This is a genomic window from Streptomyces sp. P9-A2 (assembly GCF_036634175.1).
Classification (GTDB): domain Bacteria; phylum Actinomycetota; class Actinomycetes; order Streptomycetales; family Streptomycetaceae; genus Streptomyces; species Streptomyces pratens.
In genome coordinates this window covers 4,976,332-4,997,382 of record NZ_JAZIFX010000001.1, presented here as the reverse complement: position 1 = coordinate 4,997,382, position 21,051 = coordinate 4,976,332, and the positions used below count along the sequence as shown (strand labels likewise).

Annotated in this window: 15 protein-coding genes; 4 read left to right on the top strand and 11 right to left on the bottom strand. The window is 72.4% G+C overall.

Features of this window, described 5'->3' with window-relative positions; translation table 11 throughout:
- Positions 1-384: 384 nt before the first annotated feature.
- The 3 genes from V4Y04_RS22860 to V4Y04_RS22850 form a co-directional block, all read right to left on the bottom strand.
- Positions 385-1,545: a helix-turn-helix domain-containing protein gene (locus tag V4Y04_RS22860; RefSeq protein WP_332430189.1), complete on the bottom strand. Its 1,161-nt coding sequence runs from the start codon at positions 1,543-1,545 to the stop codon at positions 385-387.
- A 489-nt stretch (positions 1,546-2,034) separates the two neighbouring features.
- Positions 2,035-2,661 (bottom strand): DUF3017 domain-containing protein, encoded by a 627-nt coding sequence (locus tag V4Y04_RS22855; RefSeq protein ID WP_332430188.1) that lies wholly within the window; start codon positions 2,659-2,661, stop codon positions 2,035-2,037.
- Entirely contained in the window at positions 2,651-3,505 is an 855-nt protein-coding gene (locus tag V4Y04_RS22850) for a bifunctional methylenetetrahydrofolate dehydrogenase/methenyltetrahydrofolate cyclohydrolase (protein ID WP_332430187.1), read from the bottom strand. Before V4Y04_RS22850 ends, V4Y04_RS22855 begins: the two co-directional genes overlap by 11 nt.
- Before the next feature lie 369 nt (positions 3,506-3,874).
- Here V4Y04_RS22850 and V4Y04_RS22845 point away from each other — a divergent pair, with 369 nt between their 5' ends.
- On the top strand, positions 3,875-4,525 hold the full coding sequence (locus V4Y04_RS22845) for a hypothetical protein (RefSeq protein ID WP_332430186.1): 651 nt from the start codon (positions 3,875-3,877) through the stop codon (positions 4,523-4,525).
- Between the two features lie 392 nt (positions 4,526-4,917).
- Here the strand turns inward: V4Y04_RS22845 and purH are convergent, their stop codons facing one another.
- Positions 4,918-6,480, bottom strand: a complete 1,563-nt coding sequence (gene purH / locus V4Y04_RS22840; RefSeq protein WP_332430185.1) for a bifunctional phosphoribosylaminoimidazolecarboxamide formyltransferase/IMP cyclohydrolase — start codon at positions 6,478-6,480, stop codon at positions 4,918-4,920.
- Positions 6,477-7,115: a phosphoribosylglycinamide formyltransferase gene (purN, locus tag V4Y04_RS22835; protein WP_332430184.1), complete on the bottom strand. Its 639-nt coding sequence runs from the start codon at positions 7,113-7,115 to the stop codon at positions 6,477-6,479. The genes purH and purN overlap by 4 nt, the downstream gene beginning before the upstream one ends.
- A 422-nt stretch (positions 7,116-7,537) precedes the next feature.
- Between purN and V4Y04_RS22830 the strand changes: the two genes are divergently transcribed.
- Positions 7,538-8,347, top strand: a complete 810-nt coding sequence (locus tag V4Y04_RS22830) for a hypothetical protein (protein ID WP_332430183.1) — start codon at positions 7,538-7,540, stop codon at positions 8,345-8,347.
- 58 nt (positions 8,348-8,405) lie between these two features.
- Here the strand turns inward: V4Y04_RS22830 and V4Y04_RS22825 are convergent, their stop codons facing one another.
- On the bottom strand, positions 8,406-10,166 hold the full coding sequence (locus V4Y04_RS22825; RefSeq protein WP_332430182.1) for a cell division protein PerM: 1,761 nt from the start codon (positions 10,164-10,166) through the stop codon (positions 8,406-8,408).
- Positions 10,167-10,262: 96 nt separating this feature from the next.
- Here V4Y04_RS22825 and V4Y04_RS22820 point away from each other — a divergent pair, with 96 nt between their 5' ends.
- Entirely contained in the window at positions 10,263-11,582 is a 1,320-nt protein-coding gene (locus V4Y04_RS22820) for a helix-turn-helix domain-containing protein (protein ID WP_332430181.1), read from the top strand.
- A 123-nt stretch (positions 11,583-11,705) separates the two neighbouring features.
- Here the strand turns inward: V4Y04_RS22820 and sucD are convergent, their stop codons facing one another.
- The 5 genes from sucD to V4Y04_RS22795 form a co-directional block, all read right to left on the bottom strand.
- Complete coding sequence (gene sucD, locus V4Y04_RS22815) at positions 11,706-12,590, bottom strand: succinate--CoA ligase subunit alpha (protein WP_332430180.1); 885 nt, start codon at positions 12,588-12,590, stop codon at positions 11,706-11,708.
- 21 nt (positions 12,591-12,611) lie between these two features.
- The gene (gene sucC / locus V4Y04_RS22810; protein ID WP_332430179.1) at positions 12,612-13,790 is read right to left on the bottom strand and encodes an ADP-forming succinate--CoA ligase subunit beta; all 1,179 of its coding nucleotides are present in this window, start codon (positions 13,788-13,790) and stop codon (positions 12,612-12,614) included.
- Between the two features lie 542 nt (positions 13,791-14,332).
- A complete protein-coding gene (locus tag V4Y04_RS22805) occupies positions 14,333-15,514 on the bottom strand; it encodes a VWA domain-containing protein (protein ID WP_332430178.1) in 1,182 nt (393 codons plus the stop codon).
- A 285-nt stretch (positions 15,515-15,799) separates the two neighbouring features.
- Entirely contained in the window at positions 15,800-18,271 is a 2,472-nt protein-coding gene (locus V4Y04_RS22800; protein ID WP_332432961.1) for a DUF5682 family protein, read from the bottom strand.
- A gap of 118 nt (positions 18,272-18,389) precedes the next feature.
- A complete protein-coding gene (locus tag V4Y04_RS22795; protein ID WP_332430177.1) occupies positions 18,390-19,535 on the bottom strand; it encodes an ATP-binding protein in 1,146 nt (381 codons plus the stop codon).
- 133 nt (positions 19,536-19,668) lie between these two features.
- Here V4Y04_RS22795 and V4Y04_RS22790 point away from each other — a divergent pair, with 133 nt between their 5' ends.
- Positions 19,669-21,027 (top strand): SWIM zinc finger family protein, encoded by a 1,359-nt coding sequence (locus V4Y04_RS22790; protein WP_332430176.1) that lies wholly within the window; start codon positions 19,669-19,671, stop codon positions 21,025-21,027.
- The last annotated feature ends 24 nt before the right edge of the window (positions 21,028-21,051 follow it).

The window sequence follows — 21,051 nt, the reverse complement described above, 5'->3', positions numbered from 1 at the left end:
CCGGGCTCCATGTGGCCCGTCCCACAGGGTGACCGGGGGATACCCGAACGTACCCATGGGAAAGGCGGCCGCCCGTCCGGGAGAGGGGGACGGAGACGGCCGCCGTTCGGGTGACCGATCCTTCCGGACTCCCGTGGGGGTGACGTTCGCGTGCCCGGAATCTGCCGCCCTACGCCCCTCCCGCGCCACGAACTTCACGGAGACCCCCTCGGTGCCACCCCGGAAGCCGTGCCGGCAGGCCTGACCCCGGGGGCCGCCCCGGCAGATCCGGTGCCGGGGGCCGTACCGGCGACGTGCACCGGGGGCCGTACCGGCGACGTACCCCGGAGGCCGTACCGCGCCCGCCGCGCACACCCGTCGGGTCGGCGGGCGCACCGGACGGCCCTACTCCGTGCCCCCCGCCTCCGTCGCCTCCGTGCACCCTTCCTCGCCGGAAGCCAGCACCACGCAGGCCCGGGCGTCCGTCGCCTTCGCGACCGCTGCCATCGGGGTGTACGTGACCGTGTCGCCGACCTCGGTGATGCCGGCGCTCTGCTTCGTCTTCCCGCCGGTGATCTCGACCTTGTCGCCCTGAGCGGCCTGGGTGATCCGACCCCACGCGGCACCGCAGGTCTTGCTGTAGCGGACCTCGACCAGGGTGGTGCCGACGGTCGCCGTCTGCGTCGTGGTCACGAGGTCACCGCTGCACCCCATGCTCTCCGCGTCCTTGCCGTCGCAGCTGTCACCGCTGCACTCCACTCCGGCGGGCAGATTCGCGGGGACGGAGGCCGTGGGCGACGGGGACTTCGCGGCCTCGCCGCCCTTCTCGCTGTCGAGCCCGGTGACGTAGAAGGCGGCGGCAATCACCACCAGAGCGCCGACGGCGCCCGCGAGGAAGGTCCCCGTCCGCCGTTTGCCACCGGAACCGCCGGAGCCTCCACGGCTCGCCGCTCGCCGGGACGGTGCGCCCGGCCCGCCCGGGGAACCCGGCGTGCGCCCGCCCTCGGCAGGCTGCGCGGCCGGGCCGCCCCGGCGGCCCGACGGGGACGGTCCGGTGTACCCGGCCATGCCCCAGGAGTTCGCCCCCGAGGCGTCACGGGCGTCCGAGGCGGTGGGCTGGGGGGGCACGGACGGTGCGATCCCGGCCGGCCCGGCGACGCCCGGCCGGACCGCGGCACCCCCGCTCTTGCGCCCTCTGCCGCCCGCGCCGGTCGACGACGGTCCGGCGAGCTCGCTCAGCGCGGAGCGCGCCTGCGAGATCCTGATCGCCTCCATCGTCATGTCGTGACGCATCTCCGAGCGGCTCCAGGCCCGCTCGGCCAGCTCCCACATCGTGGTCAGGTGCACCGGATTGGTCCCGGTGACCTCGGCCAGGGCCACGATCGCGCCCTTGGGCGCGAGCAGCCGGCCGTTCAGGTAACGCTCCCAAGACGTCTTGCTGTAGCCCGTGCGGTCCGAGACCGACGCGACACTCATGCCACTGCGGTCCACCACCCGCCTGAGCTGGCTGGTGAACTCCCTGATCTGCGGATCGAGTTCATCCGGCAAGGCCTTCCAACGAGGCATTGCTTCCCTACCTTCCCCCCGGTCGTGCTGGTTTTTCCCTCGCGCCTGGTGCCTCTGCCGAGTCCCCGGTCCGGCTACCCACATGGATGTCGCCAGTCGGGATCTCAGTTCCCAGGGTGGGGGCGCACGGGAGCGTCAGGGCCGCGGGCACGCGGCGTCGCACGCTCACCCGCTCGTGTCCCCAGTCTCCCACCGGCGCTCCCTTCGGCCGTACAGAACCATCACAACGCGTGGGACATCACGATTGTCCGGGATCGTCATGATTATCACGCCGGTTGCGCTCCAAGGATGCTTCGGGGGCACGTCGGGAAGTTTCCAGAGCCATCCGGAGGACGTAGCGGAATGGTCACTTCCGTGCCACAGCGCCCGGAGAACCGTTGAACAGCCGGTTCCCGGTGCAGGAAGGTTGTTCCCGGCGGCGGCCCGTCCTTTCACGGGGGTGAGGACGGACCGCCGCCGTTCACCGGACGGCACGAGGCGGCGGCGGCGTCAGCTGTTACTGACGGTGAAGTGCAGGGTGTCCTTCAGGAAAGGGATCTCCAGCAAGGGCTTGGGCTGCACCATCAGCGCCAGCAGCACGATCACGAGGCCCAGCCCGCCGTACGTGACGATGTCCGTGAAGCGGGAGCGCACGGCGAGCATGCCGACGTCCGGAACCATCCAGCGCAACACCCCGCCCGCCAGCAGCGCCACACCGATCAGCAGCGTGCCGAGCCGGAACAGGTCGAACGCCGTCAGCAGCAGGCCGAGTCCGGCCATGAACAGCACCGCGAGGATCGGCCACTGCCGGGCGGGCGCGGGGGCGTCGCCCGGTGCGGCCCGGCCGCCGCCCTCCGGACGTGCGGTGTCCCTGGTGAACAGCGGGAAGCGGCGGGTGGCGCGCCGCGGCCGCCCCGTGGCGTCGGGCGCGCTGACCGGGTCGGTGACCGTGATGCCACCCTCGTCGGCTGTCTTCCCGTCGGCGGCTTCCTCGACCGCACCCTCGGCCTGTTCCTGGGCCTGTTCCTGGGCCTGTTCCTGGGCCTGTTCCTGGGTCTGCTCGTGCGTCTCATCCGGGTTCGCCCCGGTCTCGCGGGCCCTGGTCTCCGCCTCTCGGGCGCTGGGGTCAGCCGGCACTGCGCTCCGCCGCCTCGACCACGTTGACCAGCAGCTGGGCCCGGGTCATCGGGCCGACACCGCCGGGGTTGGGGGAGATCCAGCCGGCCACCTCGGCCACGCCGGGGTGCACGTCACCCACGATCTTGCCCTCGGCGGTGCGGGAGACACCGACGTCCAGGACGGCCGCGCCGGGCTTGACGTCCTCGGGGCGGACGAGGTGGGCGGAGCCGGCGGCGGCGACGATGATGTCCGCGCGCTTGAGATGCGCCGACAGGTCGCGGGTGCCGGTGTGACACTGGGTCACGGTGGCATTCTCGCTGCGCCGGGTCAGCATCAGCGGCATCGGGCGGCCGATCGTCACCCCGCGGCCGACGACCACGACCTCCGCGCCCTTGATCTCCACGCCGTAACGGCGCAGCAGGGTGAGGACACCGTTGGGGGTGCAGGGCAGGGGGGCCGGCTCGTTCAGGACCAGGCGGCCGAGGTTCATCGGGTGGAGGCCGTCGGCGTCCTTGTCCGGGTCCATGAGTTCGAGGATGCGGTTCTCGTCGATGCCCTTGGGCAGCGGCAGTTGGACGATGTACCCGGTGCACGCCGGGTCCTCGTTCAGGTCGCGGACGACCGTCTCGATCTCCTCCTGCGTGGCCGTTTCGGGCAGCTCCCGCTGGATGGAGGCGATGCCGACCTGGGCGCAGTCCCGGTGCTTGCCGGCGACGTACTTCTGGCTGCCGGGGTCGCTCCCGACGAGGATCGTGCCGAGGCCGGGCGTGACGCCCTTCTCCTTCAGCGCCGCCACGCGGGCGGTCAGATCGGACTTGATCGCTGCTGCGGTGGCCTTGCCATCGAGAATCTGGGCGGTCATGGCCCCATCTTCGCGGATGACCGGGCCCGGGTTCCAATCCGCCCGTATTCCGGGCGCCGCGCACCGGGGCCGTACCCGTGGCTCGTACCGCGGGTGCGCGCCGGGCGACCACGGGGTTCGCGATCCCGCAGGCCGGCCCCGGTTCACCCTCGCACCGGTCATGTTCCACCCGTATCCGGCCAAGATCAGCAATGTTGCACTTGCACAACACAATCTGCCTGCGGCTGGACAATCGACAGACACGTCGAGAACGATGAACACACAGTGCCGCGGGCAGTACCGGGGGGACCGGACCGCATCTGTAGACCTTCCTCCGAACCGCGCCCCGCGTGTTCCCGCACCTGAAGCGACAACGGAGGAAGAACCGCCATGAGCTTCGGCGACCCGAACAACCCCTACGGGCAGCCGCCCCAGCAGCCCGGCCAGCACGGCGGGCCCGGCGGGCCCGGCTACGGGTATCCCCAGCAGCAGCCTCCCGGCGGGCCTGGCTACGGTTACCCCTCTCCACCGGCGTTCCCGCAGTCCTACGGGCAGCCGGGTCCCGGTCCCGGTCCCGTGGCGGTCATGCCGGGCAGCGTGAAGGCCGCGCGTGTGATGCTGTTCGTGCTCGGCGGGCTCCAGGCCCTCGGCGGTGTGCTGGCGATGGTGGCCAGCGCACGGTTCGCCGATTACATCGAGGAGGAGATCTCCTCGGACCCGAGCATCTCCTCGGACCCGAACATCTCGTCGGACGATCTGAACACCGTCAGCGACATCGGTGCGGGCTTCATGATCGTGCTCGGCGTGATCGTTCTGGCGTTCGCGTTCTGGGCGGTCCTCACCGCCGCGAAGATGGCCACGGGGTACGGCGGGGTCCGCGTCTCGGCGATCATCTACGCCTCGGTGGTCACCCTGTTCAGCGTGATCACCCTGATACCCGGCAACATCTTCGCGCTGATCAGCCTGATACCCGGCATCTTGATCATCGTGTTCTGTGCCAACCGGAACGGAAGCTACTGGTTCAACCGGCCCCGGTACTGAACCGGTTCCGCCACCGAACCGGCCCCGCCGCTGCTCCGGTTCCGCCGGGCACCGCTTCCGGCCGATCACGCACCAGGGCGGTGTCTCACCCGTACGGGTGAGACACCGCCCTGGTGCGTCGCCCTGGTCCGACGGAGTAACCGTCAGGCACGGGGAGACGTACCTCGTACAGCGCCGTCGTCGTACCTCCGCCGACCCCGGGGGAGGCAGGACACCGCAGCGCACAACTCCGGCTCGCCCCGGGCGGCCGGCGGGCCGCCCGGGGCACGGGCATGTCGTGTCGTGTCGTGTCGTGTCGTGTCGTGTCGTGTCGTGTCGTGTCGTGTCGTGTCGTGTCGCCGGACGGTGTGGCGCTCGGTGCTCGGCGTTCGTGCCGTCGGACGGCGTGGCGCTCAGTGGAAGAAGTGCCGCGTCCCCGTGAAGTACATCGTCACGCCGGCCTTGTTCGCTGCCTCCACGACCTGCTCGTCGCGGACCGAACCGCCCGGCTGGACCACGGCCCGGACGCCGGCCCCGGTGAGGATCTCCAGGCCGTCCGGGAAGGGGAAGAAGGCGTCGGAGGCCGCGTACGCCCCCTGCGCGCGTTCTGCTCCCGCCCGCTCCACCGCGAGCTTCGCGGAGTCGACCCGGTTGACCTGGCCCATGCCGACGCCGACCGAGGCACCGTCCTTGGCGAGCAGGATGGCGTTGGACTTCACGGCCCGGCACGCCTTCCATGCGAAGGCCAGTTCGGCCAGCTCCGCTTCCGACAGCGCCTCGCCGCTCGCCAGGGTCCAGTTCGCCGGGTCGTCGCCCTCGGCCTGAAGGCGGTCGGTGACCTGGAGGAGGGCGCCGCCGTCGATCGGCTTGACCTCGACCGGGGCGGCGGGGGCCTCGGGGGCGCGCAGCACGCGGATGTTCTTCTTCTTGGTGAGGGCCTCGAGGGCACCCTCCTCGTAGTCCGGCGCGACGACGACCTCGGTGAAGATCTCGGCGACCTGCTCGGCCATCTCCTTGCTGACCGGCCGGTTCACGGCGATCACACCGCCGAACGCGGACAGCGGGTCGCAGGCGTGCGCCTTGCGGTGCGCCTCGGCGACGTCCGCGCCGACCGCGATGCCGCACGGGTTGGCGTGCTTGATGATCGCGACGCACGGCTCGCTGTGGTCGTACGCGGCACGGCGGGCGGCGTCCGTGTCCGTGTAGTTGTTGTACGACATCTCCTTGCCGTGCAACTGCTCGGCCTCGGCCAGGCCGCCGGCGTGAGAGGTGTAGAGGGCGGCGGGCTGGTGCGGGTTCTCGCCGTAGCGCAGAGTGTGCGCGCGGTCGTACGTGGCGCCGAGGAAGTCGGGGAAGTGCGACTCGTCCACGGGCGCGTACTCGGAGGCGAACCAGGAGGCGACGGCCACGTCGTACGCGGCGGTGTGCCGGAAGGCCTCGGCGGCGAGCCGCTTGCGGGTGGTGAGGTCGAAGCCGCCGTCGTTCACCGCCGAGAGGACGTCGGCGTAGCGGGCGGGGCTGGTCACCACGGCGACCGAGGGGTGGTTCTTCGCCGCGGCGCGCACCATCGACGGGCCGCCGATGTCGATCTGCTCGACGCACTCGTCGGGCGTGGCGCCCGAGGCGACGGTCTCGCGGAACGGGTAGAGGTTCACCACGACCAGGTCGAACGGCTCCACGCCCAGCTCGCCGAGCTGCTGCCGGTGGCTGTCGAGGCGCAGGTCGGCGAGGATGCCGGCGTGGACCTTCGGGTGCAGGGTCTTGACGCGGCCGTCCAGGCACTCGGGGAAGCCGGTGAGCTCCTCGACCTTGGTGACGGGGACGCCGGCGGCGGAGATGCGGCCGGCGGTGGACCCGGTGGAGACGAGCTCCACACCGGCCTCGTGCAGGCCGCGCGCGAGGTCCTCGAGGCCGGTCTTGTCGTAGACGCTGACGAGCGCCCGTCGGATGGCCCGCTTGTTGCTCTCGGCGGTCACTGGATAACTACCTTTCGTCCCTCAATGCGATAGCCGTTGCGGGCGAGCCGCCCCACGACCTCGACGAGCAGCCTTCGCTCGACTTCCTTGATGCGCTCGTGCAGCGCGCTCTCGTCGTCCTCGTCCCGGACCTCCACCACGCCCTGCGCGATGATCGGTCCGGTGTCGACGCCGTCGTCGACGAAGTGGACGGTGCAGCCGGTGACCCTGACGCCGTACGCGAGCGCGTCCCGTACGCCGTGGGCTCCGGGGAAACTGGGCAGCAGGGCGGGGTGGGTGTTGACGAACCGCCCGCCGAAGCGCGCGAGGAACTCCTTGCCCACGATCTTCATGAACCCCGCGGAGACCACGAGGTCGGGCTCATGGGCGGCGACGGCCTCGGCGAGCGCCGCGTCCCACTCCTGGCGGGTGGCGAAGTCCCCGACCCGGCACACGAAGGTCGGCAGCCCGGCGCGCTCGGCGCGGTCGAGCCCCTCGATGTCCCCGCGGTCGGCGCCGACGGCCACGACCTCGGCTCCGTACACCCCGACGCCGGCGGCGCCGATCTCGTCGAGGAGCGCCTGAAGGTTGGTGCCGGATCCGGAGACCAGCACGACGAGACGCCTGGCGCGCTCGGCCACGGGCTTGGCGGCCACGGTGGGGCCCTTTCTCGGGGAGCGCCGGTGCGGTCGGAGACCAGCGCTTTGTACATTCATACAAATGCTTCGCACCCTCGGATACGGGGAAGCCTACGAAGCGGCCGACCGCCAGCAACGATACCGGCACAGGGAGCGGCCCCCACGGGACGGGGGCGTGGCCGGAAGGTAGCGTCTGGGAAGAGCCGGTTCGGGAGCGTCCGGGAACGTCCGGTCGCCCGGGAACGCCACCTGGGCACCAAGCGTTCACAGGACAAGGTGCCGGGACCGGAAAACGGACGGGAATGCCCCGGCTCAGCCGCGCATGTCCAGCCCGTCGAGCAGTAGCCGTACAGGCAGTACAAGCAGTGGAAGCAGTAATCGAGCATTAGTCGTCACAGTCGTAACTTGATGGACTTGATTAAGGGGAAGACGCTCACTTGATGCCGGACCGCAGCCTGCGACTCCTCACGTTCCCCCGGCCGTCGGCGCAGGAAGGGGAGCGTGGCGCCGCGCTGCTGCGGGAGCGCCCCTCCTCGCCGCCCGAGACGCCCCGGGGCGAGGGCGGCAGCGACGGCGACGGGCGCCGTGGCTCCGAGGAGAACAATCCGTTCGCGCCGCCACCGGAGGGGTCTCCCGACCAGCCCTGGCAGCCCCGGCACTCGTCCGGCGACGAGGACGGTGACGGCCGCGGACAGCAGAGAGGCAGCGGCGGCCGCTCCCTCTGGGGCGGGCGGTGGAGCGACCGCCAGCCCGGCCGCTCCTCCGGCGGATTCGGTGAGCGCCCACACGGTCCGGAGGGCCAGGGCGGCGGCGGAACCGGCGGCCCTCAACGCCCCGGCCCTCGCTGGGATCCCACGGATCCGGCCCAGCGCCGGGCGCGTTACTCCCTGCTGTCCGGCATGTGGGCCTTCTTCTTCGCCCTGTTCGGCTGGCCGTACGTCGCGCTGCTGCTGGGTGCGCTCGCCGTGCACTGGGCCGTCAGCGCCCTGCGGGCCAAGCCCCGCGCGGCCTCCGACCCCGACTCCCCGGCTCCGCCCGAGCAGAAGGGCCGCCCGCAGACCACGGCGGCGGTGAGCGGGTTGGTCACGGCCTCCCTGGCTCTCATCCTGGTCGCCGTCAGCTTCACGGCACAGATGGTCTACCAGGATTACTACACGTGCACGAGTGACGCCCTCACTCAGCAGTCCAAGGAGTCCTGCAACGACCTCCTGCCGAGCGAGCTCCGGAACCTGCTCGGGACGACCGACTGACGGCCGACCGGCCACCGCTCCCCGAAGTCACCCCCACTTCCCGAAGCCGCCCCCCGCCCTACTGGGCGGGGGGCGGCTTCGGCGTTTCGGGAGCGGCGGGGAGGCCACTGTCGGGGAGGTGACGGCTGTGGGGTTCGCGGCCGTGCGGTTCACGGCTGTGGGGTTCGCGGCTGTGGGGTTCGCGGCTGTGGGGTTCGCGGCTGTGGGGTTCGCGGCTGTGGGGTTCGCGGCTGGAGAAATCACGGCCGAGGGGGTCCCGGTCGGGGACGGGGTCCGTCGGAAGCAAGTCGTAGGGGTCGGCGGCGCCCCGGAGCGGTCGGCCACCCGCCGTCGCACCGGTATCGCCCTCCGGTGACCCCCGTCGCGGGCGGCCGATCCCCGGAATCCTGGCCCGCGTACCCGCCCGCACGCCCGCCCGCCTCTCCTCGTCCGGGCCCGCCGGTGCCCGCTTCCCCCGTTCACTCCGGGGTGCGCGGCACCGCCAGGCCCGTACCGCCAGGGCCGTCACCGTGGCCGTCAGCCCGATCCACACCAGCGTCGCGCCCCCCGTCTGCCACCACACCGGCCCGAACCGGGAGAGCGCGGCAACCCCCATCGGTCCGCCCGCCAACGCGGCGAGCATCGCCAGCAGGGCCGCACACAGCGCCGCCGCCACTCCGGCGACACCGGCCGTCCGGCTCCGTGACCAGACCGCGTCCGGCTCCTGTCCCGGCCTCCCGCCTCCGGGATCCACCGGGTGCCCGGCCGTGCCGGCGCCCTTCGCGACGTACCACCCCGCCACCGCCCCGGCCGCCAACGGCACTGTCCCGGCGGCCCAGTTCACCGGCGTCCCCATCCCCGCGTCCGGCACCGCCGCGAGGAGCGGGAACGCGGGCAGCAGCGGGGCCGGTGAGGCGGAGAGCGGTGTCACGGCATGGCCGACGCCGAGGAGAAACCCGGGGCCCAGGGCGTACGACGCCGCCCACACCGCCGCGTTCGGCAGCAGGGTGACGCCGAGCAGCAGCACCGCGATCCGCCCCGGCCATCCCTCCGTCAGCCTCAGGAAGGCCGCCCGGGTCTCGCCTCCGTGCCACAGCAGTGACAGCGTCAGCAGCAGCGCCCCGCCGCCGACGAGCACCGCGGTCCCGGCCGCCGCCGCGCGCGCCGCGACGCCGAGGCGTCCGTCCGGGCCCAGGAGCAGATGGCGTACGCCCCTCGGCAGCAGCGCACCCACGGTTCGTTCCAGCGGCCCTCGCGGGCAGCCGTAAGCCCGCCACACCCCCACGCCCGCGGCCACCGCCGCCATCAGCGGCACGCACATGCCCACCGACGCCCACGCCGGTCGCAGCCCACCGCCCGCGGCGTAGAGCGCGGCAGGCGTGCCGACGGCCAGGTAGCCGAGGACGACGCCCGCCCAGGCCGTCGGTCCACCGACGAGCGGGGCATCGTCCGGGGCCACCGACGCGTCCGACGCGCCCCCGTCGGCGGCGTCGCGGGCCGCCCGGTGCAGCAGCCACGCCGGGAGTGCGAGCAGCAGCAGCGGTGGGACGCCGAGTGGGGTCGGCACGCCGGAGAGTGTGTCGGTGCGGACCAGTTCGGCACCGTGCGCCAGCAGCCACAGCGCCGCCGCAGTGCTCAGCGCGCCGTCGGGCCCGCTGTCCGGGTACCGCGAGCCGATCCACAACAGGATCACGAGCATGGTGAACGCGGCGAGCCCGAGCCCCGCCGCGAGGGCACCGCCGAGAAGGGCGGAGTCCAGGCCGGGCGAGCGGTCGCGCATCCGGGTGAGCAGGAGGGCCGGCCTCGTTCGCCGGGCGGTCGTCTGGATCACACCCGTCATGCTCCCAACGACACGCGCTTTCCCCGCGTAACAGGCGAAACGCCGCTGTGTCGCCCAATATAAGTTTATGTACTTTTCCGCACGAAGGGGCATCCTGTGACACGGAGCCCTGCCACCCCCCTCCCCCCGCCCGAGGAGCGCCGACGCCTGCGCGAGTCCCACTCGCTGACCCAGGCTCAGCTCGCCCGGCGGGTCGGCGTCAGCCGCGAGACGGTGCGTGCGTGGGAGTCCGGCCGCACCTCGCCGCGTGGCCGGAAAGGGGACACCTACCTGAAGCTGCTGACCACCACCACCCCGACGAGACCCGAGCCCACCGGACAGCAGCGATTCCCGGAGCCCTCAGAACCCGCCGGACACTCCGGACGCTCTGAGCCCGCCGGACACTCCGCGCCCGCCGAATTCACCGAAACCATCAAGTCGGCCGTTTCTCCGGCATGTTCGGCCGAGCCTCCCCCCGTGCACCCCGCCGGGCGGAGCATCCTGCGCCCGCCCGGACGGCCCGACCGGCCCGTCCGGTCCGTCCGACCTGACCGACCGGACCGGTCCGGACGGTCTGACCGACCTGACCGGTCCGGACGGCCCGACCGGTCCGTCCGGGGGGAGGCCGTCGATCCCACCGCCCTGACGCCCACTCAGGCGTTCGACGCCCTGTACGCCTTCTGTGCCCCGGCGCTCGTACGACAGGCGTATCTCCTGTCCGGTCGTCGCGACCTGGCGTGTGAATCGGTCGAGCGGGCCTTCCAACTGGCCTGGGACCGCTGGCCCGAGGTGGCCCGCGACCGCGACCCGGCCGGCTGGGTGCGCGCGGCGGCGTACGAGTGGGCGCTCGCCCCGTGGCACCGGTTCCGGCCCCGCCACCGGCGCCCGGAACCACCACCCTCGCAGCCCTCCGACCGCGTGCTGCTGGACGTCCTGCTGCACCTGCCGCCGCCGTACCGTCGCACGGTCGTGCTCTACGACGGTGTCGGCCTCGACCTGCCGGAGACCGCGGCGGAGACGGAAGCGAGCACGCCCGCGACCGCGCGCCGCCTGCTGCACGCGCATGAGACCCTCGCGGCCCGGCTGCCAGAACTGTCGGACCCGCTCGTACTTCACCAGCGGTTGGCCGAACTGTCCTCCACCGAACACCTCCGGCCGGCCGGACCTCCGGAGGTGCGCGACGGCAGCGAGCGCAGGGCCCGCTTCTGGACCCGGGCCGCCATCGCCTTCACGCTCGCCCTGATCGGCGCCACCGCGCTCACCCTGCACACGGCTCCCACCCACTACGACCCGCCGGTGCCGCCCGGCGAGACGGTCCAGGGGGTGCCGCCGCGCGTGGCACCGGGGCCCCTCTCGGACAAGGAGCGGAAGCTGCGCGCCGAGCTGCGCGAGGAACTGCTGCACGGCCCGGAGCGGCTGGCACCTCGGCCATGGTGACGGACCCGACCCGGGTGCCCGGGCACCCGGGTCGGGTCCGGGTCCGGGTCCGGGTTCCGCGTCCGGAGCACGGATGGGCCCGACCCCTCGAGGGGTCGGGCCCATCCGTGCTTCTGCGGCTGATCAGCCCGCGAGGATCTCGCGTGCCAGCTTGGCCGTCTCGGTCGGCGTCTTGCCGACCTTGACGCCCGCGGCCTCGAGGGCCTCCTGCTTCGCCTGGGCGGTACCGGACGAACCGGAGACGATCGCGCCGGCGTGGCCCATGGTCTTGCCCTCGGGCGCGGTGAAGCCCGCGACGTAGCCGACGACCGGCTTCTTCACGTTCTCCTTGATGTACGCCGCGGCCCGCTCCTCCGCGTCGCCACCGATCTCGCCGATCATCACGATCAGGTCGGTGTCGGGGTCGGCCTCGAACGCGGCCAGCGCGTCGATGTGGGTCGTGCCGATGACCGGGTCGCCACCGATGCCGACGGCCGAGGAGAAGCCGATGTCCCGCAGCTCGTACATCATCTGGTACGTCAGCGTGCCGGACTTCGAGACCAGGCCGATGCGGCCCGGCTTGGTGATGTCACCCGGGATGATGCCGGCGTTCGACTGGCCCGGGGTGATCAGACCGGGGCAGTTCGGGCCGATGATCCGGGTCTTGTTGCCCTGCGACACGGCGTACGCGTAGAACGCCGCCGAGTCGTGGACCGCGATGCCCTCGGTGATGACGACCGCGAGCGGGATCTCGGCGTCGATGGCCTCGACGACGGCGGCCTTCGCGAACGCCGGCGGTACGAAGAGGACGGATACGTTCGCACCGGTCTTCTCGATCGCCTCGGCGACCGTACCGAAGACCGGGATCTCGTTGCCGTCGATGTCGACGGAGGTGCCCGCCTTGCGCGGGTTCACACCGCCGACGATGTTCGTGCCGTCGGCCAGCATGAGCTTGGTGTGCTTCATGCCGGTGGCGCCGGTCATACCCTGGACAATGACCTTGGAGTCTTTGTTGAGGAAAATAGCCATGGCTGTTTAGTCCCTCGTCCCTTACTTCGCAGCCGCGAGCTCGGCGGCCTTGTCGGCCGCGCCGTCCATGGTGTCCACGCGCTGTACGAGCGGGTGGTTGGCGTCGGAGAGGATCCTGCGACCCAGTTCGGCATTGTTGCCGTCCAGACGCACGACCAGCGGCTTGGTGACTTCCTCACCCTTGTCCGCGAGCAGCTGCAGCGCCTGCACGATGCCGTTGGCGACCTCGTCGCAGGCGGTGATGCCACCGAAGACGTTGACGAACACGGACTTGACGTCCGGGTCGCCGAGGATGATCTCCAGGCCGTTCGCCATGACGGCGGCGGAGGCGCCACCGCCGATGTCGAGGAAGTTGGCGGGCTTCACGCCGCCGTGCGCCTCACCGGCGTAGGCGACGACGTCCAGGGTGCTCATCACGAGCCCCGCGCCGTTGCCGATGATGCCGACCTCGCCGTCGAGCTTGACGTAGTTGAGGTTCTTCTCCTTGGCGGCGGCCTCCAGCGGGTTGGCCGCGGCCTTGTCGTGGAGGGCCTCGTGCTCCGGCTGACGGAACTCGGCGTTCTCGTCGAGGGAGACCTTGCCGTCGAGGGCGAGGACGTCGCCGGAGGCGACCTTGGCCAGCGGGTTGACCTCGACGAGGAGCGCGTCCTCGGCGATGAAGGTCTTCCACAGCGTGACGAGGACGTCGGCGACCTTGCCGGCCACCTCGGCCGGGAACTTCGCGGCCTCGACGATCTCGCGCGCCTTCTCGGGGGTCACACCCTCGTTGGCGTCGATCGGCGTCTTGGCGACGGCCTCCGGACGGGTGGCCGCCACCTCCTCGATGTCCATGCCGCCCTCGACGGACGCGATGGAGAGGAAGGTGCGGTTGGCACGGTCGAGGAGGAAGGAGACGTAGTACTCCTCGACGATCTCCGGAGCGGTCTCGGCGATCATCACGTTGTGGACCGTGTGGCCCTTGATGTCCATACCGAGAATGTCCGTCGCGCGGGCGACGGCCTCGTCCGGGGTTGCTGCCAGCTTCACGCCACCGGCCTTGCCGCGGCCACCGACCTTCACCTGCGCCTTGACGACAGACTTGCCGCCGAGACGTTCGGTGATCTCGCGCGCCGCCTCAGGCGTGTCGATGACTTCACCGGCCAGCACCGGTACATCGTGCTTGGCGAAGAGGTCCCTCGCCTGGTACTCGAACAGGTCCACGCGCTTCCGTCCCTATCAGTGATCTCGCGGTCGTTGATGCGTGGGCGTGCCGCGAAGGGCAACGTGACGACGTCCGCTGTGTCACAAGGGATGCGCACACGGTGACCGAGCGCGCGGCATGTCCACCTAGCAGGCTATCGCCGGTTGCGAGGCCTCTCGAAATCGCGGGGTCACACATGAGCGGTGATACCTGTCACATGATGCCCGGATTGGTGACACAGAGTGCCATCGGTGAGTGGTCTCACCGGGCTGGGGCCGACCCGGTGAGGCCCGCCGCGTACTCGGAGGGGCAGGGCCGCGTACTCGGAGGGGCAGGGTTGTTCCCGCCCCTCCGAGCGCGGGACGACCGGCCCTCACCCCCATGGGAGACCGGCTCACCCCATCCACGGGTTTACGACCGGACAGGTCCCGACGGCCTTCGGCCATCCGCGTCGGGATGCCCCCGAAGTCTTCCTTGCTCCGGAGTCAGATTCTGCGCGCGCAGGACGGAACACATCGCACGGCGTGCGGGACGAGGCCGCCCCCTCGCTCCTCGTGCGTCCTCACACGGGGTCCGGTACCGGCAGCGGCCGTTTCTCGATCGCCGCGGCCATCACCTCCGGGAACAGGTCGGGCGTACAGGCGAACGCCGGCGCGCCCAGTGCGGCAAGGGCGGCCGCGTGCTCCCGGTCGTAGGCGGGTGTTCCCTCGTCGGACAACGCCAGCAGCGTCACGAACCGCACCCCGGACGCCTTCATCGCCGCGACCCGCTTGAGCATCTCGTCGCGGATGCCCCCTTCGTAGAGGTCGCTGATGAGGACGACCACCGTCTCCGCCGGCCGGGTGATCTGTGACTGGCAGTACGCCAGCGCCCGGTTGATGTCCGTACCGCCGCCGAGCCGGGTCCCGAAGATCACGTCGACGGGGTCGTCGAGCTGGTCCGTGAGGTCGACGACCGCCGTGTCGAACACGACGAGCCGCGTGTCGATCGACCGCATGGACGCGAGGACCGCCCCGAACACCGACGCGTACACGACGGAGGCCGCCATCGACCCGGACTGGTCGACGCAGAGGACGACCTCCTTCCTCACCGACCGCGCGGCACGCCCGTAACCGATGAGCCGCGCGGGCACGACCGTCCGGTACTCGGGGAGGTAATGCTTGAGGTTGGCCGCGATGGTGCGGTTCCAGTCGATGTCACGGTGACGGGGCCGGTCGACGCGGGCGCTCCGGTCGAGGGCACCGGTGAGAGTGGCCCGGGTCCGGGTGGCGAGCCGCTTCTCCAGTTCACCGACGACCTTGCGGACGACGGCCCGTGCGGTCTCCTTCGTCGTCTCCGGCATCGCCTTGTCGAGCGACATCAGGGTGCCCACGAGGTGGACGTCGGCCTCGACCGCCTCCAGCATCTCCGGTTCCAGGAGGAGGGTGGCGAGCCCCAGCCGGTCGATGGCGTCGCGCTGCATGATCTGGACGACGGAGGACGGGAAATAGGTCCGGATGTCCCCGAGCCAGCGCGCCACCGACGGCGCGGACGCCCCCAGCCCCGCCGAGCGCTCCTGTCCTGCCCGCGGCCTGCTTCCCTTCCGCGGCCCGTCCTCCCTGCCGTAGAGCGCGGTGAGGGCTCCGTCCATGGCGGCGTCCTGTCCGGACAGACGGCATCCGGTGCCGTCCGCCTCACCCCCGCCCAGCACCAGCCGCCACCGTCGCAGCCGCTCCTGCTCCACGTCCGTCACCGCAGCCGACATGGGTCCCCCTTCGTACCGTGCCCCTTCGTGCCGACGCGTGCCTCCGGAGCGTGTCCGTCCTGTACTCGTGCATCCTGGGCTCGTGCGTCCGGAGCGTGTGCGTCCGGAGCGTGTGCGTCCAGGGCTCGTGCGTACGGAGTGCGTGCATACGGAGTGCGTGTGTCCGGAGCTCGTGTGTCCTGGGCGCCTTCGTCCAGGGCCCGTGCATCCGGAACTCGTGTGACCTGGCTCGTGTGACCTGGGCGCGCGGGCTCTGCGGCGATGCGCCTTGCTGCCGTACGTCGGTCATCGCGCCACCTCGACCAGGCCGGCGCGCGCGTCCCCGCTGCCGCCTTCACCACCCCGGGTGTTCTCGTCCAGGCCGAGCAGCAGCCGTACCACGGGCAGGACCGCGTCCGCGCGACCGGAGTCGAGGCCGGACGCGAACCCGGGTGCCCCGGAACCGGTGGCCGCCGAGCCGCTCGGCGCCCCCGGTCCGCGCCGGATCAGCTCGCCCAGCGTGCGCCGGGCCCCGGACTCGTACACCGAGAACGTCCGCCGCAGCAGCGGCAGTACGTCCGTGAACGCCTCCGCCGGTACACCTGCCAGCCACGCGTCGACCAGTCCGAGGAGCCGCTCGTCGTGGACTAGGAGCAGGCCGCCGCCCGAGCCGCCGACGAAGCCCTCGATCCACGCCGCCGCGTCCGCCGGTGCCGTGCCCGGTGACGACAGCACCAGCCCCATCTGCCGGGCCGCCTCGTTCTGCCCCAGCTCCCCGTCGTCCAGCAGCAGGCGAACGGACCGCCCTCGTATCACCCCGGGCACAGTGTCCCGCGTCGCCAGCGTGCGCAGCACCGACGCCCAGCGGACACGCAGGTTCCCATGGCCCGGCGCGGGCGCGTCACCGAGGAGGCCGACCGCCCCGTGCACCGCGTCGAGATGGCGCCGCATCTCCGCGGCCGCGTCCGCGTCCAGGCCGGCACACGCCGGTGGCAGGCCGACCAGGATCCGCTCCGCCAGCCCGGCGGCGACCTCCGCGAGCGCCGCGGTGCCGGTGCCGCGCACATCGCCGTAGCGCAGCGAGCGGACCAGGGCCGGCAGGGCCTGGGCAAGATGGCCGACGTCCGAGTCGAGGGCCGCGCGGTCGGCGAGTATCCGCATCACCGTCGGCAGAGCGTCGGGCAGTGCGGCCAGGAGGCAGCGCTCGGCGAGCCCGGTGACGTCGGCCAGGCCACGCGCGGCGACGGCGTCCGCCTCGGCTTTGGCGGTCGCGGCGGCGTGTACGGTCGTCCCCCATATCCCGGCCTCGGCCACCCGCACGGACAGTTCCGGTTCCCAGTGCAGCCGCCAGGTCTCCCGGAAGGTGCCCGTGCTCCCGTACGAGGCCGTCGGCTCCCCCCAGTCCACGGCGAGCAGCCGCAGCCGGTGCAGCAGTCTGCTGCGCTCCCCGTCGGTCTCCTTGCGCAGGTCGAGTTCCAGCTCACGGTCCGCGGCCTCGGGTTTCAGCCGGAGTCTGCGCTGGGCTCGCGTGAGGTCCCGCTGGAGGGGTACCGCGGGCGTCGCCGCCGGCACCTCCCCGAGCACGTCACCGACGATCAGCCGGTCGTGCACCAGCGCCAGCGGCACGTCGGAGCCCTCGCACATCACCGCCCGTACCGCGTCGGTCGTCTCGCCCGGTCCGGGCAGTGGCCGGCCGCGCATCGCGGCGAGCGTGTCCGCCAGTCGTACCGCCTCGATGACATGGGCGGAGGACACGATCCGGTCCTCGGCCCGCAGCAGCCACGCCACCTTGGTCATCCACCGCTCGACGGGCCGGTCCGCCGAGCCGAACAGATGCCCGTACCAGCCGGGCGAGTCGATGCCCGCGCCGTATCCGCTGAAGCGGGACAGCCTGCGGTTCGTCCACGGCACCCAGGTCATGTCCGCCTTGACCTTCGGCAGCCCCTTCAGCAGGGCCCGGTCGGCGGCGACGGTGACCCTCCGCCGCAACGCGGGCACGTGCCAGGCACCGCAGACGACGGCCACACCGCCCCTGAACTCACGCTGTGCCTCCCGGATCCGGAGCCGCATGTACGCCTCGCGCACAAGGTCCCGGCCCGGCACCGCAGGAGAACCCGGGGCAGGACCGGGGCCCGGGTCCCGCCCTCCGCTCCCGTGTTCCTCCCGCAGCACCGTCATGGCCTCCTCCAGGGCGGTGAACGGTGCGAGCGCGTCGCCCCTCTCCCTCACGCCCCGGTGCTCGACGACGTCCTCCCACCACCGCTCGGCGTCGTCGTACCCGGCGGCCCCGGCCAGCGCCCCGAGCGGATCGAGCCGCACCTCGCCGCCCGCCGCGGTACCGGTCGCCCGCTCCTCGTGATCTCCCTCGGCCGCCGTGCCTTCCTCGTCCGCCTCGTCCGCCCCGTCCGCCTCCTCGTCCCTGCCCCAGGCCAGGCTGTGGGCGGCCGGCAGGTCGATGAAGCGGGCGGGGACGCCGTGTTCGAGCGCCCAGCGGATCGCGACCCACTCGGGGGAGAACTCGGCGAGCGGCCAGAACGCCGAGCGGCCGGGCTCGTCCACGGCATGAGCGAGCAGGGCGACCGGCGGACGCATGTCGGCGTCCGCGGCAAACGGAATCAGACTGTTCGCCTCCGGCGGGCCCTCGATCAGGACGACCTCCGGCCTGGTCTCCTCCAATGCGGCCCGCACCGCCCGCGCCGACCCCGGCCCGTGGTGCCGCACCCCGAGCAGCAGCGGCCCCGCTCCCCGGCCGCCTCCGGGCCGGTCCGGTCCGCTCATGCCGCCCGCGCTGTCCATGCCGTCCCCGCCCCCCTCGAAGCCCCGCCGGGAGGGCACGCCGGCTTCCGACGTGCCTTCCTCCCCCGGTCCCCCCGGCTCTCCCGGCTCTCCCGGCCCTTCATGTGCCGGCCTCCCGGCAGGCCCGGTAGAGGTCCGTCCAGCCGTCGCGCTCGCGGACGACGGTCTCCAGGTACTCCTGCCAGATGACACGGTCCGCCGCCTGGTCGCGGACGACCGCGCCGTGAATGCCTGCCGCGACATCCCCGGCCCGCAGCACGCCGTCGCCGAAGTGGGCTGCCAGCGCCAGCCCGTTGGTGACGACGGAGATCGCCTCGGCCGTCGACAGGGTGCCGCTGGGCGACTTCAGCTTCGTCCGGCCGTCGGTGGTGACCCCGTCACGCAGCTCACGGAAGACGGTGACGACCCGGCGGATCTCGTCGATGCCGTCGGGCGCGGGCGGCAGGTCGAGGGAGCGGCCGATCTGGTCCACTCGGCGCGAGACGATGTCGACCTCCGCCTCGGGGGTCTCCGGCAGCGGCAGCACCACGGTGTTGAAACGGCGGCGCAGGGCACTGGACAGGTCGTTGACCCCGCGGTCGCGGTCGTTGGCGGTGGCGATCAGGTTGAAGCCGCGGACCGCCTGCACCTCCTGGCCCAGTTCGGGAATCGGCAGTGTCTTCTCCGACAGGATCGTGATGAGCGTGTCCTGGACATCGGCCGGGATACGGGTCAGTTCCTCGACGCGGACCGTCGCCCCTTCCGCCATCGCGCGCATGACGGGGCTGGGCACGAGGGCGTCGCGGCTGGGCCCGTGGGCGAGCAGCCGGGCGTAGTCCCAGCCGTAGCGGATGGCCTCCTCCGGGGTGCCGGCGGTGCCCTGGACCAGCAGGGTGGAGTCGCCGCTGACCGCGGCGGCGAGGTGCTCGGACACCCAGGTCTTCGCGGTGCCGGGCACTCCCAGCAGGAGCAGCGCGCGATCGGTGGCCAGGGTGGTGACGGCGACCTCGACGATGCGGCGCGGGCCCACGTACTTGGGTGTGATCAGGGTGCCGTCCGCCAGCGTGTCCCCGAGCAGGTAGGTCGCGACGGCCCACGGGGACAGTTTCCACCGGGCGGGCCGCGGACGGTCGTCCTGCGCGGCCAGTGCGGCGAGTTCGGCGGCGAAGGCGTCCTCGGCGTGCGCCCGCAGGACCTCGGCCGGGGCCGCGGGCACGGAGCCGTTCTGACGCGGGTCGAGGGATGTCGGTTCAACGGAGACAGTCATGGCGGAGTTCCCCCTCCGGCTCAGCCGGTTCGGATCTGGTGACCACCCTGCACCACCCCACTGACAATCGCTGTGACCTGGGAAAACGCAATCGCCGGGGCGATTGTCAGTGGGGGGATCTACCTTCGATGACATGACGTTGCAGGGGGTGCGCTGGACCGCGGACCGAGTGCTGGCCTTGGCGCCCGACACCGCGTCGCGCAAGGCGGGAAGCAGACTCGGCGCGGCCGGTCCGTGGTCCGGGGCCGGCCGTTCGGGCGAGGAGGCGATGTGGGGGCTGTGCGAGGGCAGCGGCAGCAAGCCGTACCGGACGGTGGTCGACCTCGCGGGCGTCTCCGGGCCCGCGTACCGATGCAGCTGCCCGAGTCGTAAGTTCCCCTGCAAGCACGCGCTCGGTCTGTTGCTGCTCTGGGCGGGCGACGAAGGGGCGGTGCCGCGGGCGGAGGTGCCGGAGTGGGCCGGCCGGTGGATCGAGGGCCGACGCGGGCGCGCGGAGCAGGAGAAGACCGCGGCCTCCCCATCGGGTTCCTCGTCCGGGCTCGCCGATCCGGAGGCGGCCCGGCGCAGGGCGGAGCGGCGCGCCGAGCGGGTCACGGCGGGTGCGTCGGAGCTGGAGCAGCGGCTGGCCGACCTGCTCCGCGGCGGGCTGGCCACGGCGGAGCAGTCCGGGTACGGCCCGTGGGAGGAGACGGCGGCCCGGATGGTCGACGCCCAGGCACAGGGACTGGCCGCCAGGGTGCGTGAGCTGGGGGCGGTCCCGGGCACGGGTCCGGAATGGCCGTCCAGGCTGCTGGAGGAGTGCGCGCTGCTCCACCTCCTCGATCAGGGCTGGCTGCGCCGCGAGCGGCTGCCGGAGGGCCTGGCCGCGACGGTCCGCTCCCGCATCGGACTGCCGGCCTCGGCGGACGGTCCGCCGGTGCGCGACCGCTGGCTGGTCCTCGCCCAGTACGACACGGTGGACGCGCGTCTGACGACCCGCCGGATCTGGCTGTACGGCACACGGTCGCGGCGCACCTCGCTGCTCCTCTCCTACGGCGCCGCGGGGCGTGCCCCCGAACCGGCGCTGCCGGTGGGGCTGGCCCTGGACGCGGAGCTGTCCGCCTATCCGGGCGCGGGGCAGGCGCGAGCGGCGCTGGGCGAGCAGTTCGCACCGCCCGCACCCACAGTCGAACGGCCTCCCGGGACGACGACGGCCCTGGCCGTCGCCCGGTACGGCGACGCGTTGCGCGACGACCCCTGGCTGGATTCGGTGCCGGTGACCCTGGACCGGGTGACACCGGTCCCGGACGGCGACTCCTGGCAGCTCGCGGACGCGGACGAGGACGCGGCCCTGCCGCTCACCCCGGCCGCGCTTTCCCGTCCCGGCCTGTGGCGTCTCGTCGCTCTCTCGGGCGGCGCACCGGTCAAGGTCTTCGGCGAATGCGGCCACCGGGGATTCACCCCGCTGTCGGCCTGGCCGGAGGGGCCCGGTGAGGTGGTGCCGCTGTGCTGAGCCACCTCACCGGGCCCCTCCCCG

Excerpts from the sequence above, each read along its gene's own strand:
- V4Y04_RS22850 (WP_332430187.1), bottom strand. The coding sequence starts at position 3,505 with ATGACCGCCCAGATTCTCGATGGCAAGGCCACCGCAGCAGCGATCAAG.
- V4Y04_RS22845 (WP_332430186.1), top strand. The coding sequence starts at position 3,875 with ATGAGCTTCGGCGACCCGAACAACCCCTACGGGCAGCCGCCCCAGCAG.
- sucD (WP_332430180.1), bottom strand. The coding sequence starts at position 12,590 with ATGGCTATTTTCCTCAACAAAGACTCCAAGGTCATTGTCCAGGGTATG.
- V4Y04_RS22860 (WP_332430189.1), bottom strand. The coding sequence starts at position 1,545 with ATGCCTCGTTGGAAGGCCTTGCCGGATGAACTCGATCCGCAGATCAGG.
- V4Y04_RS22790 (WP_332430176.1), top strand. The coding sequence starts at position 19,669 with ATGACGTTGCAGGGGGTGCGCTGGACCGCGGACCGAGTGCTGGCCTTG.
- V4Y04_RS22795 (WP_332430177.1), bottom strand. The coding sequence starts at position 19,535 with ATGACTGTCTCCGTTGAACCGACATCCCTCGACCCGCGTCAGAACGGC.
- V4Y04_RS22825 (WP_332430182.1), bottom strand. The coding sequence starts at position 10,166 with ATGACGGGTGTGATCCAGACGACCGCCCGGCGAACGAGGCCGGCCCTC.
- V4Y04_RS22830 (WP_332430183.1), top strand. The coding sequence starts at position 7,538 with ATGCCGGACCGCAGCCTGCGACTCCTCACGTTCCCCCGGCCGTCGGCG.
- V4Y04_RS22805 (WP_332430178.1), bottom strand. The coding sequence starts at position 15,514 with ATGTCGGCTGCGGTGACGGACGTGGAGCAGGAGCGGCTGCGACGGTGG.
- V4Y04_RS22800 (WP_332432961.1), bottom strand. The coding sequence starts at position 18,271 with ATGAGCGGACCGGACCGGCCCGGAGGCGGCCGGGGAGCGGGGCCGCTG.